Source organism: Snodgrassella sp. W6238H11 (assembly GCF_016100525.1).
GTDB classification, from domain to species: domain Bacteria; phylum Pseudomonadota; class Gammaproteobacteria; order Burkholderiales; family Neisseriaceae; genus Snodgrassella; species Snodgrassella alvi.
This window is the reverse complement of sequence record NZ_JACFSH010000001.1, coordinates 519,148-533,006: the sequence shown is the minus strand read 5'-3', so window position 1 is coordinate 533,006 and position 13,859 is coordinate 519,148. Positions and strand designations below refer to the sequence as shown.

Below are 13,859 nucleotides of genomic sequence, written 5' to 3'. Positions count from 1 at the left end.
ATGTCATTGCAATTAATTTAAAAAAGGTTAGTGTGCATTCACTAACCTTTTATTTTTAGCTATATAAATTTAATTCTTTTTTGGAATAAATATACAGGTAGTTGCCGCTCCGATAACCATAACAATACCGGCAAAAGCCTGTATATTTACTGTTTCATTCAATAACAGAATGGCCGTTATTACTCCGAAAACCGGTTCCATAGCCAGAAATATCCCGCTCACACTAGCAGAAACATTTTCCAGCCCTTTATTCCAGCACCATGCGGCCACCAGACTGCATCCGATACCCAGATAAGCTATAGCACCAATACCTTGAAAAGAATAATGAATATCCCAGCTTTCAACTAGAAACAGCATAAACGGCAAACCAAATACAGTACCCGTTTGCAACGTTAAGGCTGTATATATCTTAACATCTATTTCGCGTAGTAACTTTTGTGACAAACGTATCCAGAAAGCCATGACAATAGTTGAAGTAAATACCAGCGAGACTCCCAACAAAGCAGTATTACCACTGGCTTTTTCTGGTTTACCTACTACCAGCAGCACTCCTATAAAAGCCACAATGCCCAGTATAAATACCAGCAATGGTGTTTTTTCGCGAAAAAAAATCAGACCCACCAGTACTATAATAATTGGTTCCATACCAATAATGGTGACCGCATTGACCGCAGGAATAAGTTTCAAACCTGTAACCTGTAACAGATAAGTTACAGGATATGTCAGCAATCCTAGTCCGATAATTTTGATCAGTTGTACTTTGGAAATAACATTATAGTTTTTAAAATAGCTCCACGTGATGGGTAAGGTAACTACTGCTGCCAATATCAGCCTGCCGAGTACCACAAGTGACGGATCCAGCATGTCATAAGCCATTTTTGTAGCAATAAACGAGCTACCCCACATAAATGAAGCAATTAAGAGATAAAGCATAATTTCAAACTAAAACAAACTAAAAATTCTGCGCACTGACCCGTTTTAAATACATGATTCAATCAATCTGAACAAATATTTATCAGTGTGTTAACCAAATATCATGTCTATTTGTAATACGTTTCAAAGCCAGTACGCTTTTCTGTACACAAAAGCATGCATATTAGCATACACAAACATTTATAAACTGCTAGAATCCTCCCAGCAGAATAAATAATTTGGCTAAGCTCTTCTATGAATTAAAAGAAATTTTTGACTATGTTTTATTTTAGTATTAACAGTCCGGATAACTGCCATCTTGGTTTTCTGGTACTTATGGATGAAGATAATTCAGCTTATACTGATGGAGCTACTGGCTATTATGCTGTTAAAGCACAGGCTGATGAAACAGACCAGCAAGCTTGTACGGCACAATGGCAGATATTGCAGCAATTATCAGTTCAGGACAGTCTTCGTTGGTTTCGCAAAGCCGATTATGTTCAGCTTTGTGATGCTGAGAACAATATTATAGGGCGTTTACAGCAACAATATCTCATCTTATGTGGTCAGCATTTTATACTGAATGACCTCACCGGCACCCTGTAACCACAACATATGTATTGGTAAGGTTATTTATGTCTACACCTGATATGCTTCCATCCGGCAACCAGTTTGCTTTCGCCTGTACCAGACGATTTCTACCGCTGTTTGGTACTCAGTTTTTTGGTGCGTTTAATGATAATCTGTTTAAAACCTCATTATTCGTTTTAATCAGCTTTTATGGGCTTGGCGCTAATTCATGGTTACCAGCAAGCCAGATGCTGAATGCTGGTGCCCTGCTGTATATTCTGCCCTTTTTTCTTTTCTCTGCATTATCTGGTGAATTATCTAATAAAATGGATAAAGCCATTCTGGCGCGCTGGATAAAAACTGCGGAAATCTGCATTATGCTGATAGCAGGTGTCGGCTTTTGGATGCAGTCTGTCACAATATTGATGTTATGCCTGTTTCTGATGGGTACACATTCTACTTTGTTCGGTCCGTTGAAATATGCGGTATTACCAGAATATCTCCCTAAATATGAACTACTCAACGGTAATAGCCTGATCGAAAGCGGTACTTTTCTATCAATATTATTCGGGCAGATTTTAGGTACTATTCTGGCTGGCACCAATACAGCATGGCTGTTTGGTATCCTGCTATTCGTCGCTATTCTGGGGCAGATTGCCAGTATATTTATGCCAAGGGTACCTGCACAAATTCCACAGCAATATATTGATTCAAACATCATGCGGAGTACAAAACAGCTACTTCGGCAAACTTATCTGCAAAAAAATCTCTGGATTGCCATAATCGGTATTTCCTGGTTCTGGCTGATTGGTTCTGTATATATAACCCAGCTCCCTACTTTTACCCGTTTGAATCTTGGTGGAAACGAGGCTGTATTTAATTTAATGCTAACACTCTTCTCCCTCGGTATAGGTACGGGTTCAATTGTTTGTGCACGGATTAGCCGCCATCAGTTACATCTTAGTCTGGTTGTGATCGGGACAATCGGCCTGAGTATATTCGGTCTGCTACTGGTATGGTTCACACCGTCACAACCTAATCTGCCAGTTGCCGGTATCGGTACATTTATCGGCCGACCGGACAGCATGGCAATAATCATTTGCATAATCGGTATTGGTTTTTTCGGCGGCTTTTTCTCATTGCCGTTATATACATGGCTGCAAATAGCCAGCAGCGATCAGTTCCGTTCGCATGCAATTGCTGCCAATAACATTATCAACGGTCTGTTTATGGTTTGTGCAGCCATATTAAGCGCTGTACTTATCTGGCTGTTTAACAGTATTAATGCCTTATACATGATTGTGGCGCTGGGAAATGTGCCCGTTTTAATTTACTTATGGCGAAATCAAGAGTTACGTATTGATTTTAAGGAATTTATTTTACGCAAATATTAAAACGTTTACCTGATAGCTTTAAATTAGCGTTTTGAAATAGGTATAATACCGGATGGTTTTAATAAACAGCAATTTAATTAAAGCCGGTATCCTCTTTTATCCAGCTAGTTTGGGCAAGGCATTATGTCAGATAACGATACGATTCATATTCGCGGTGCACGCACACACAATCTTAAAAATATAGATCTGGATATTCCCCGTCATCAACTGGTTGTCATTACCGGTTTGTCTGGTAGTGGTAAATCCTCGCTGGCTTTTGATACTTTGTATGCAGAAGGACAACGACGCTACGTAGAAAGCCTGTCGGCTTATGCTCGCCAGTTTTTGCAAATGATGGAAAAACCGGATGTTGATTTAATTGAAGGTTTGTCACCGGCTATTTCCATTGAACAGAAAGCAACCAGTCATAATCCGCGCTCTACCGTAGGAACAGTCACTGAAATTCATGACTATTTGCGCTTATTGTATGCACGTGTCGGCACACCTTATTGTCCTGAACATAACCTGCCTTTATCCAGTCAGACTGTTTCCCAGATGGTTGACCATATACTGAACCTGCCTGAAGAAAGCCGGGTAATGATTCTGGCTCCGGCAGTGCGCGGTCGTAAAGGTGAATTTCTTGAATACTTTGCTGATTTACAAGTACAGGGTTTTGCACGGGTTCGCGTTGATGGTGAGGTATATGCGATTGAAGAAGTACCAAAACTGCAAAAAAACATCAAGCATGATATAGATGTGGTTATTGACCGGGTAAAAGTACGCGCGGATATCAAACAGCGTTTGGCTGAAAGTTTTGAAACTGCACTACGTCTGGGTAATGAGCGTGCTCTGGCCATCGAAATGGATAGTGGTAAAGAACACTGGTTTTCAGCACGCTTTGCCTGTCCGGTATGTTCGTATAGTCTGCAGGAACTCGAACCACGTCTTTTCAGCTTTAACAACCCTGTCGGAGCCTGTCCCAGTTGTGACGGACTCGGCAGCATGGATTATTTTGATCCTGAGCGAGTAGTAATGCATCCGGATTTATCGCTGGCCGCAGGAGCAATCAAGGGCTGGGATAAACGTAATACTTTCTATTTCCAGATGATTCAGTCACTCGGACATCATTTTAAATTTGACGTTAATACGCCATTTAATGAATTAAAGGAAGAAATCCGGAATATTATTCTTTATGGTTCCGGTAAAGAGCAGATTGAATTTACCTATCTGTCTGAACGGGGCACAAAATTTACCCGCAGTCATCCGTTTGAAGGTATTCTGCCCAATCTCGAAAGGCGCTACCGCGAAACAGATTCCGCTACCGTACGCGAAGAATTAGCCCAGTATCAAAGTCATCGAGCCTGTCCGGCCTGCGGCGGTGCCCGTTTGCGAACAGAAGCCCGATATGTCTATATAGGCGGAAAATCATTACCGGATGTCAATGCATGGCCGTTAACAGCCACACTGGATTTTTTCCAGAATCTGAATCTGGAAGGTAATAAAAAACAGATTGCTGAAAAAATTCTTAAAGAAATTAATGAGCGCCTTGGTTTTCTGATTAATGTCGGCCTGAATTACCTGAGTCTGGCACGCAGTGCTGAAACCTTATCTGGTGGTGAAGCTCAGCGTATCCGGCTGGCCAGCCAGATTGGTTCCGGCCTGACAGGTGTCATGTATGTACTGGATGAACCATCTATCGGCCTGCATCAGCGCGATAATGACCGCCTCCTCGATACACTGAAACATCTGCGCGATCTGGGTAATAGCGTAATTGTCGTTGAGCATGATGAAGATGCTATCCGTGCCGCCGATTTTGTTGTCGATATGGGACCTGGTGCCGGTGAGCATGGCGGACAAGTTATTATCGCAGCTTCACCTGAAAAGGTGGCAGCATGCAAAGAATCCATAACAGGACAATATCTGAGCGGAGAAAAAGCCATTAGCATGCCGGAACAGCGCAGTCCGGTTGATAAAGAGCGCTTACTGATATTAAGCGGTGCCAGTGGCAATAATCTTAAAAATGTAACCCTTACCTTACCTCTCGGCCTGATTACCTGTATTACCGGCGTTTCCGGCAGCGGCAAATCTACTCTGATTAACGATACACTGGCAAAAATTACTGCACGTGAATTAAATCGCGCCAGTGAAGAGCCAGCTCCTTATGAAGATATCAAAGGACTGGAGCATCTGGATAAAGTCATTAATGTTGATCAGTCTCCCATAGGAAGGACTCCGCGTTCTAATCCTGCCACATATACTGGCCTGTTTACACCCATCCGCGAACTGTTTGCTGGGGTACCACTGTCTCGCGAACGCGGATATACAGTTGGCCGATTCTCTTTTAATGTAAAAGGCGGACGCTGTGAAGCCTGTCAGGGTGATGGTGTTATTAAAGTAGAAATGCATTTTCTTCCCGACATTTATGTACCCTGCGAGGTTTGTCATGGTAAACGCTATAATCGTGAAACACTAGAAATACAATACAAAGGCAAAAATATCAGTGAAATTCTGGAAATGACCGTAGAAGAAGCCTGTACATTTTTCGATGCTGTACCAACAATTAAACGAAAATTGCAGACATTGCTGGACGTAGGACTGGGTTATGTACGATTAGGACAGTCTGCCACTACACTTTCCGGCGGTGAAGCTCAACGGGTAAAACTGGCGCTGGAACTCTCCAAACGCGATACCGGGCGGACACTTTATATACTTGATGAACCAACCACTGGCTTACATTTTGCCGATATAGCTCTGTTACTGGACGTTATTCATCGCCTGAAAGGGAAAGGTAATAGTATTGTTATTATCGAACATAATCTGGATGTAATTAAAACAGCTGACTATATCGTTGATCTGGGTCCGGAAGGTGGCGATGGAGGCGGTACGATTATCGCGGAAGGTACTCCGGAAGAAGTTGCAGCCAATCCTAAAAGCTATACCGGAAAATATCTTAAGCCAATGCTTGGCAAATAAATAAATTAAACTGTGCGGCTGTTATCGGCCGCATAGTTTAATTACCAGTTAAAAGAATTATTAACCAAAGTAAACATGCATGTAAAAAATACAAGTAACATGCATTTTGTGTTAATGTTCAGCTGTATATTTCTATTGCGTATCTTACTCAAGGTTAAATATGAAAAAATTGTTATTTGCATTATTGTCAGTGGCAGCAATCAGTACGGTACTGACAGCGTGTACTCAGAAAACTGAATCCGTACCGGCCGCCAGTTCTGGCAGCACTCCTGCAACAACAGATAAAACAATACTGAAAGTTGCTGCTTCACCTGTTCCTCATGCAGAAATTCTCCAGGTAGCTAAACCATTACTGGAAAAAGAAGGAATTGATTTACAAATCATTCAGATGACTGACTATGTACGTCCGAATATCGCCCTGAATGAGAAAGATGTAGATGCTAATTTCTCTCAGCACAAACCTTATCTGGAAGATTTTGTCCAGAAACACAAAATGCAGTTAACACCGATTGCCAATATTCATGTAGAACCGATGGGTATTTACTCTAAAAAAGTAAAAGCACTCAGTGAAACACCAGATGACGGTCTGGTTACTATTCCAAATGATGCTACCAATGGTGGCCGAGCTTTGTTATTGCTGCAAAAAGCCGGTTTAATCAAATTAAAAGCAGATGCCGGTATCAGTGCTACTGTACGTGATATTGTTGATAATCCGAAACATCTTAAAATTACACCAATGGATGCGCCCCAGTTACCGCGTACTTTAAATGATGCTACTCTGTCTGTAATTAATACCAATTTTGCTATGGAAGCCAAACTGGTTCCAACCAAAGATGCTTTATTTATTGAATCAAAAGATTCTCCTTATGCAAATATTCTGGTTGTCCGCACGGGGGATGAAAACCGTGATGCAATCCAAAAACTAAAACAGGCCATGACTTCACCTGAAGTGAAAAAATTTATTGAAGAAAAATATCAGGGTGCCATCATCCCTGCATTCTGATTAATTATTTCATTTTAGGAAATACAAATAACCCTTATGCTTGTAACATAAGGGTTATTTTTAATTTATGGCAATTCAAAAAATATTTATGATAAATCTTTTGGATTCACAGCCTGCCACTTTCCCAAAGGTAACTTAAGGGAAAAAACATCTAGCTGCCCTATTCCTACTCGCACTAAACGTAAACAAGGCCAGCCGACTTTTGCACACATGCGTCGTACCTGCCTGTTTTTACCTTCACTGATTCGAATTTGCAGCCAGAAATCAGTTACTGTTTTGCGTTCACGAATTGGCGGTACTCGCGGCCATAAACGGGCACTATCAGCAGCACTAACCAATTGAACCTGAGCCGGCTGTGTAATAAAGTCGCCCAGATTTACCCCGCCAGCCAATTGCTGTATGCGTTCATTATCCGGTTTACCTTCCACCTGTGCCCAGTATGTTTTTATCAGTTTATACTTAGGATGAGCAATTTTTGCCTGTAAACGTCCGTTCGCAGTTAATAAAAGCAATCCTTCACTATCTGCATCCAGCCGGCCTGCCGGATAGACATCCGGTAATGATACATATTGCTTCAGAGTAGGATGTTTTTCATGAGCGCTAAACTGACAAATCACACCATAGGGTTTATTCAGTACAATCAGTTCAGGTACAGACATTATGCTTCCAATCAGAAAATCAGGCTGTCAGGAATGCTGACAGCCTGCTTTATAAACACACGAGGTTTAGCTCAGTAATAAAGCATCATCAGATACTTTTTCGCCCTGAGTATGTTCGAACATCTTTAATAGATCCGCCACACTCATACCGGCACGTTTGTCACCAGCCACATCCAGCACCACACGCCCCTGATGCAGCATGACAGTACGTGATCCGTGATCCAGGGCCTGCTGCATCGAATGTGTTACCATCATTGCAGTTAATTTATTTTCACGCACAATACGGTCAGTCAGCTCCAGTACAAAAGCGGCAGTTTTAGGATCCAGTGCAGCTGTATGTTCATCAAGCAATAAAATTTTAGAACTTTGCAACGATGCCATCAACAAACTGACAGCCTGTCGCTGCCCACCGGAAAGCAAACCAATTCTGTCGCTCAATCGGTTTTCCAGCCCCAGGTTAAGCATTGCCAGTTTTTCACGGAACAGTTCACGATACTGACGTTTAATAGCCGGACGCAAACCACGACTGCTGCCACGCCGCAGTGCCAGAGCCATATTTTCTTCAATGGTTAAGGCTTCACAGGTACCGGCAAGAGGGTCCTGAAAAACACGTGCTACTAATGGCGCACGTTTATAAGCAGGTTCACTGGTAACATCTTTACTATTGATAGTAATCGTACCGGAATCCACCATGGTGTCACCGCTGATGGCATTAAGAAAAGTAGATTTACCGGCACCATTACTGCCGATAACGGTAACAAACTCACCATCCGCAATACTTAAACTCATGCCTCGCAAAGCAGGATTTTCAATTGGTGTTCCCGCATTGAATGTGAGGCGTAAATTATCTGCGCGCATCATGCTTTGAATTTCCTTTTAAAGTAACCTTTGATTGCCGGCAAACGCAGCGCAAGTACAACTAAAATTGCTGTAACCAGATTTAAATCCTGCGGTCCAAAGCCTATATGCTGCAATGTATCACTGCCCAGCGCCAGCGCAATAAATGCACGGTAAAGTACTGCCCCCACTATAACAGCCAGTGTAATGATGATAAACCGTTTTCCCGGAATCAGGGTTTCGCCAATAATCACCGCGGCCAGCCCCACGACAATCGTGCCAATACCGATTGATATATCTGCACCGCCCTGAGTCTGCACAAATAGTGCACCAGCCAAGGCAATAAATGCGTTTGATATCGCCATGCCTAACAGCAAAATACGTGAAGTATTTACACCCTGAGCACGAGCCATTCGTGCATTTACGCCGGTAGCTCGCATTGATAAGCCAATTTCTGTAGCAAAAAACCAGTCCAGAAAAAATTTGGCAACCAGCACAAAACCAAAAATCACCAGCGGCTGCACCCAATACTGGTTGCTTCCGTCTGCATTAAAAAACGGCGTAAATACACTGGGCTGATCCAGTAAAGGCAAATTAGGTGCACCCATAATACGCAGGTTAACCGAATACAAAGCAACCATAACCAGAATACTGGCCAACAGCTGCATGATTTTTAAAGAAACATGCAGCCATGCTGTTACCAAACCGGCACATGCACCGGCAACTCCGCCAAGTGCAGTAGCCAGCCACGGATTAATACCATGGGTAACACAAATGGCAAATACAGCACCGCCGAGCGGAAAACTGCCATCGGCAGTTAAATCAGGAAAATCCAGAATACGGAATGAAATCAGTACACCCAGAGCAACGAGAGCATATATCAGCCCGCTTTCTAAAGCACCAAATAAAGCTATAGAAGACATATTAACCAATTAACAAATTGTGGTTGAAAATAAAAACAACATCGGCAAAGCCTGAATCAGCTTGCCGATGTTACGGTATCCGTCCCAGAGGCTTTTTATAATCCTAATCGACTAATTTAGCCTGTTTGAGTAATTGCTCCGAAAATGTAATACCTTGTTCGGCAGCATGAGATTTACTTACCATTAAATCAAGCTGATCTGCGGTCATACGCTGCGGAGCAATGTTACCAGCCTGCTCTCCTTTGAGAATCCGGCCTACAATTTTACCAGTAGCTGTACCAAGCTCATGATAATTAACCCCCAGTGCTACAGCCGCACCGCGTTTTACCGAACCGGTATCTGAAGCCACCAAGGGCATTTTCATGTCTTTGGCAACTTTGTACATGGATTCATAAGCAGAAACCACATTATTGTCCAGAGAGGTATAAATCAGATCTGCCTTACCCTGCAAGCTTTTAGTAGCCATGGGAACATCAGTTGTACGCTGTGCCGGTGCTGCGGCCACAGTAATACCGTCCTTAGCCAGTAAAGACTGTAATTGTCCGAGCACAACAGTTGAATTGATTTCCCCCGGGCTATATACATAACCCACTGTTTTCAGGTTAGGTACAACTTGTTTCATTAAATCAATCTGTGGCTGTAAAGGCAGTTCATCAGAAACACCGGTAACATTGGTTTTGCTGGGTTCCCAGCTTGTTACCAGTTTAGCTGCAACCGGATCGGTTACTGCTGCAAACACTATCGGAATTTTGCGTGTTGCTGCAACCATAGACTGCGCGCTTGGCGTGCCGATTGTGACAATTACATCTGGATTATTGCCGGCAAATTTTTTAGCAATCTGACCGGCAGTAGCAGTATTCCCTTGTGCACTTTGAAAATCCAGCTGAAGATTTTTACCCTGTTCATAGCCTTCAGCACGCAACTCATCAATCACACCCTGACGTACAGCATCCAAAGCAGGATGTTCAACAATTGCCGTAATGGCTACTTTTTTCGTATTGGTATCGCTGGTTTTATTTCCCTGTTCGGATTGCGAACAGGCAGAAAGCAAACAGGCAGCAGTTAAACCCAGAATAAATAAGGTTTTTTTTGCTCTGAGCATATGAGGTTCCTCAGCACAGGATTAATCCGGAAGCAATTTAGCAATAAAATTGCTTACACCTGCACAAGTAAGCAGATGATGGCATAAATTATACAAAAAACCAGCCTTATTGCGTAATTAAAATTGCTCAGACATACGCTTTTACATTGAAATATAATTTCAATATTTTATTTATTTAAGCAATAAAATTTTAAAAATATAATTCAATTACAAAAATAGTTCTTATAACTCATAATACTCGCCATATCACACTTTTCTTAGAAAACACCCTGCTTCACATTTTTTAATCTATACCGGCCGAAAACCACACAACCATGTTTTCCAGAATAACCTTTGCTGACGCGGTCGCGGCACGACCAGCTGATATTGCATGATATTCTGTAGACCGTCCTGCTCAATTTCATTAAGCTGAGCCCAGGCTACTGAGAGCATGGCCAGACTTGGGCGCTGCCTGCGGTTATCTGCAGAGGGCAGCAAAGCAAGAGTAGAATTAAACTGCTGTTTTAATGTAGCAAGCCATGCGTTCATCAATGCCGTAAATTCAACTCCACCATGTCGGTTAAGTACCAAATGAGCCGGAACATTAAATTGCTGTAATAACTCTACTGGAATATACAGCTTTCCCAGCCTTGTATCCGCACCAATCCGTGAGTAAATCATCACCAGCTGACATATTTCACCCACTTTATCGGCAAATTCCAAAGTTTGTGCTGCACTGAATCCCAAAACTCTGCTTGTTAAACGCCCCTGCACCATCCCTGCCTGTTTACTATAATGGCATAGCTGTTCCATATCCTGAAATCTGGCCTGAGTTAATTGCGTACGAAGTGCATCAGGCAAAGCCAGTATTTCAGCCAATGGTAAAGAATATCGGGTAATAAATGGTTTTAAAGCCTGTAATAAAGGATGTTCAGGAACAGAATCAGAGTTATACAGCTTATCTAGTTGTTGCTCCCACCATCGCAGTGTTGTCAAAGCCACATTAGCATCAGAACAATCTTCTACTACATCATTTAATTCTTGCTGCAAAGCATACAAAGCTATCAGTGCATGACGCTGCACCGAGGAAAGAAAAGGAAAACGAAAAGCCATAGCATTCCTGCTATGGCAAATTTTCTGAAGACAATATTCGAGTGGCTGCACAGCAATAAATTAAATTAACCTAAAACAGTATTGTAACCTTTTCCGGATATTTCTCCAGCCACTAATCTGCAATAAAAATTAACTTTTTAGCGTATCTTTTTTTACTTCGCCGTTACGCAGTACAAAATTTAAACTATTATTCCAGAATTCAACCAGAAATAAATCATCTTCTGTCAGGTGCTGTTGCTGAATTTTTTGCTCCAGCCACTTCTCATCCTTATTTATCCGATGCAATTCCGTTGTACGCACCTCTCCTTCCTTAAATAAAATTAATGAAGGATATTTGCCTTTATCAGTTAATACCGTCAGCGAACCACTGGGTTCAATCTGTGCATAACTGACTTCCTGAAACGAAGTAATACCCTGAGCATGCAAAAGTGAAGCCACATTAAGAATATCAATCTTATTCTTTTTACGCAGAATATTATCCATCAAAAAATGTCCGTCTTTCATAATCGGAATCGGTTCACCAATAGCAAACATTCGGATAAAACTAACATGCTTGCATACCCAGTTTAATAACGAAATAAGGCAAACACCGATTAACAACACAATAATATACTGATAAATCGGAATATCCTGATTATAAATCACCCCACCGATAATACCGCCAAGTACAAAGTTACCAATGAAATCTACCGGGGTCATCTGATTCAACTGCGTTTTACCTGTTACATTCAAATGCAGAATGACAATAATAAAACCAACCAAAAATTTAGCCAGCACCCATAAATAATATTCCATAAGAATTTTTCCTGTATTAAAGTTAAATTCCCAACCAGTTATTACCGATCAGAGTTCATTCCCCTCATACAAGCATCATTCTTAACTTTATTCATAAACTCTGAAAATGAACATTAAGAAACTTTAGTTTAATTTGCTTTATTTTAAATAAATGATAAAGATAACATTTTATAAGCAATAATTTTTTATCAAGATGTAACTGATACCGTCTTAACCCTGAGCGAAAAATTTAATTACCTGTCAACGGTATTTATTTCTTTTATCAGGAAAATTACATCACAATTACATTTTTAAATGAAGAATGATATTTATTCGGTATAATCAGATTAGTACACTAATTTCCGTTATAATTGGTTTCTTTACTCACTAAATGAAATATACATGTCAAATCAGCGCCTCATCATTGGCTTTCACGCAGTTAATGCCCGTTTATGGCAAAACCCGGACAGCATAATTGAACTTTATGTACTGGAGGGTAAACATGATGCCCGTATGCGCGATGTATTAAATAAAGCTGAAGCAGAAAATGTGCGCATTATCAGCGCAGATCAGGCACGGCTCGATACTTTGAGTAAACATGCCCGCCATCAGGGTGTAGTAGGCTTTATCGATGCTTCCAGACAACATGTAGACATAGAAGATGTACTTGAAAATCTGAATGAACCACCGTTATTGCTGATTCTTGACGGCATTACAGATCCGCATAATCTGGGAGCCTGTTTGCGTGTTGCAGATGTTATGGGAGTTCACGCGGTAATTGCACCCAAAGATAAAAGTGTCGGATTAAATGCCACCGTAAGTAAAGTAGCCTGTGGTGCTGCGGAAACAGTACCTTATATTACAGTGACAAATCTGGCACGCACCATTCGTGAATTAAAACAGCGCGGTATCTGGATTATCGGTACTGATATGAACGGTAGTGATGACTTATATCACTTTACGGCCCCGGAAGCAGTAGCATGGGTAATGGGTGCAGAAGGTAATGGCATGCGCCGTTTAACACGAGATCTGTGTGATACACTGGTATCCATTCCTATGTTCGGAACCGTTGAAAGCCTGAATGTTTCTGTCAGCACTGGTATCGTTCTGAGCGAAACCCGTAGGCAACGGATACTATCTGCCTAAAGTCGGCTTTACAATAAAACACATTTCTGTTAAATATTATAAAGTTAAGGAGATACTGATGATTTGGTGTATTGCAGCTTTGGTTCTGTTTGTATTGGAAATGTTTAGCGGCACTTTTTATATGCTGGTAATCAGTGCCTCATTACTCAGTGCCGGTCTGGCTGAATGGCTGCTGAAAACCAGTGAGAGCATCAATGCTGTTATTGCAATAGTTTTTTCTATTCTGGGTATTACCATCGTACGTGTCTGGCAAAAGAAACATCCGCGTGAAAACATGGCAAAACCAACTGATGATCCGGACTACGGTCAGACAGTGATACTTACTCAGCTCCTACCCGACGGATTATGGCAGGTACATTATCGGGGCACTATCTGGCAGGCTCGTTTTAATCATCCGACTGACGCAAAATCCGGTGACAGTGCTCAAATCATCAGCCATCAAGGCAATATTTTAAATATTACTTCTCAAGCCCCTTCTACTCAGCAGGAATAATC

At 41.6% G+C, this 13,859-nt stretch carries 13 protein-coding genes; 6 read left to right on the top strand and 7 right to left on the bottom strand.

Annotated elements, in window-relative coordinates; genetic code table 11:
• Window positions 1-69 precede the first annotated feature (69 nt).
• Window positions 70-933 (bottom strand): DMT family transporter, encoded by an 864-nt coding sequence (locus H3V00_RS02355; protein ID WP_198206550.1) that lies wholly within the window; start codon window positions 931-933, stop codon window positions 70-72.
• 258 nt (window positions 934-1,191) lie between these two features.
• Here H3V00_RS02355 and H3V00_RS02350 point away from each other — a divergent pair, with 258 nt between their 5' ends.
• From H3V00_RS02350 to H3V00_RS02335, 4 genes are all read left to right on the top strand, one after another.
• Window positions 1,192-1,518 carry a hypothetical protein gene (locus H3V00_RS02350; RefSeq protein ID WP_025330635.1) on the top strand — a complete coding sequence of 109 codons (327 nt, stop codon included), beginning with the start codon at window positions 1,192-1,194 and terminating at the stop codon, window positions 1,516-1,518.
• Between the two features lie 29 nt (window positions 1,519-1,547).
• Window positions 1,548-2,876 (top strand): MFS transporter, encoded by a 1,329-nt coding sequence (locus tag H3V00_RS02345; RefSeq protein WP_232335894.1) that lies wholly within the window; start codon window positions 1,548-1,550, stop codon window positions 2,874-2,876.
• 123 nt (window positions 2,877-2,999) lie between these two features.
• The gene (gene uvrA / locus H3V00_RS02340; RefSeq protein ID WP_084551875.1) at window positions 3,000-5,828 is read left to right on the top strand and encodes an excinuclease ABC subunit UvrA; all 2,829 of its coding nucleotides are present in this window, start codon (window positions 3,000-3,002) and stop codon (window positions 5,826-5,828) included.
• A gap of 160 nt (window positions 5,829-5,988) precedes the next feature.
• Window positions 5,989-6,831: a MetQ/NlpA family ABC transporter substrate-binding protein gene (locus tag H3V00_RS02335; protein ID WP_037393445.1), complete on the top strand. Its 843-nt coding sequence runs from the start codon at window positions 5,989-5,991 to the stop codon at window positions 6,829-6,831.
• Between the two features lie 86 nt (window positions 6,832-6,917).
• On the opposite strand, the gene H3V00_RS02330 is transcribed toward H3V00_RS02335, so the two are convergent.
• The 6 genes from H3V00_RS02330 to H3V00_RS02305 all read right to left on the bottom strand — a co-directional run bounded on the left by H3V00_RS02330 (window position 6,918) and on the right by H3V00_RS02305 (window position 12,239).
• Window positions 6,918-7,490 (bottom strand): pseudouridine synthase, encoded by a 573-nt coding sequence (locus tag H3V00_RS02330; protein ID WP_100125589.1) that lies wholly within the window; start codon window positions 7,488-7,490, stop codon window positions 6,918-6,920.
• A 66-nt stretch (window positions 7,491-7,556) separates the two neighbouring features.
• A complete protein-coding gene (locus tag H3V00_RS02325; protein WP_037393448.1) occupies window positions 7,557-8,351 on the bottom strand; it encodes an ABC transporter ATP-binding protein in 795 nt (264 codons plus the stop codon).
• Window positions 8,348-9,250: an ABC transporter permease gene (locus H3V00_RS02320; RefSeq protein ID WP_037393450.1), complete on the bottom strand. Its 903-nt coding sequence runs from the start codon at window positions 9,248-9,250 to the stop codon at window positions 8,348-8,350. The genes H3V00_RS02325 and H3V00_RS02320 overlap by 4 nt, the downstream gene beginning before the upstream one ends.
• Window positions 9,251-9,353: 103 nt before the next feature.
• Entirely contained in the window at window positions 9,354-10,352 is a 999-nt protein-coding gene (locus H3V00_RS02315; protein ID WP_174830081.1) for an ABC transporter substrate-binding protein, read from the bottom strand.
• A gap of 288 nt (window positions 10,353-10,640) precedes the next feature.
• Window positions 10,641-11,444 carry a squalene/phytoene synthase family protein gene (locus tag H3V00_RS02310; RefSeq protein WP_198206551.1) on the bottom strand — a complete coding sequence of 268 codons (804 nt, stop codon included), beginning with the start codon at window positions 11,442-11,444 and terminating at the stop codon, window positions 10,641-10,643.
• A 129-nt stretch (window positions 11,445-11,573) separates the two neighbouring features.
• The gene (locus H3V00_RS02305) at window positions 11,574-12,239 is read right to left on the bottom strand and encodes a DUF421 domain-containing protein (RefSeq protein WP_025330626.1); all 666 of its coding nucleotides are present in this window, start codon (window positions 12,237-12,239) and stop codon (window positions 11,574-11,576) included.
• A gap of 381 nt (window positions 12,240-12,620) precedes the next feature.
• Here H3V00_RS02305 and rlmB point away from each other — a divergent pair, with 381 nt between their 5' ends.
• Together rlmB and H3V00_RS02295 are read left to right on the top strand one after the other, a co-directional pair.
• Window positions 12,621-13,364, top strand: coding sequence for a 23S rRNA (guanosine(2251)-2'-O)-methyltransferase RlmB (gene rlmB, locus H3V00_RS02300; RefSeq protein ID WP_084586700.1), 744 nt, complete (start codon window positions 12,621-12,623; stop codon window positions 13,362-13,364).
• Window positions 13,365-13,422: 58 nt separating this feature from the next.
• The gene (locus tag H3V00_RS02295; protein ID WP_198206552.1) at window positions 13,423-13,857 is read left to right on the top strand and encodes an NfeD family protein; all 435 of its coding nucleotides are present in this window, start codon (window positions 13,423-13,425) and stop codon (window positions 13,855-13,857) included.
• Window positions 13,858-13,859 lie beyond the last annotated feature (2 nt).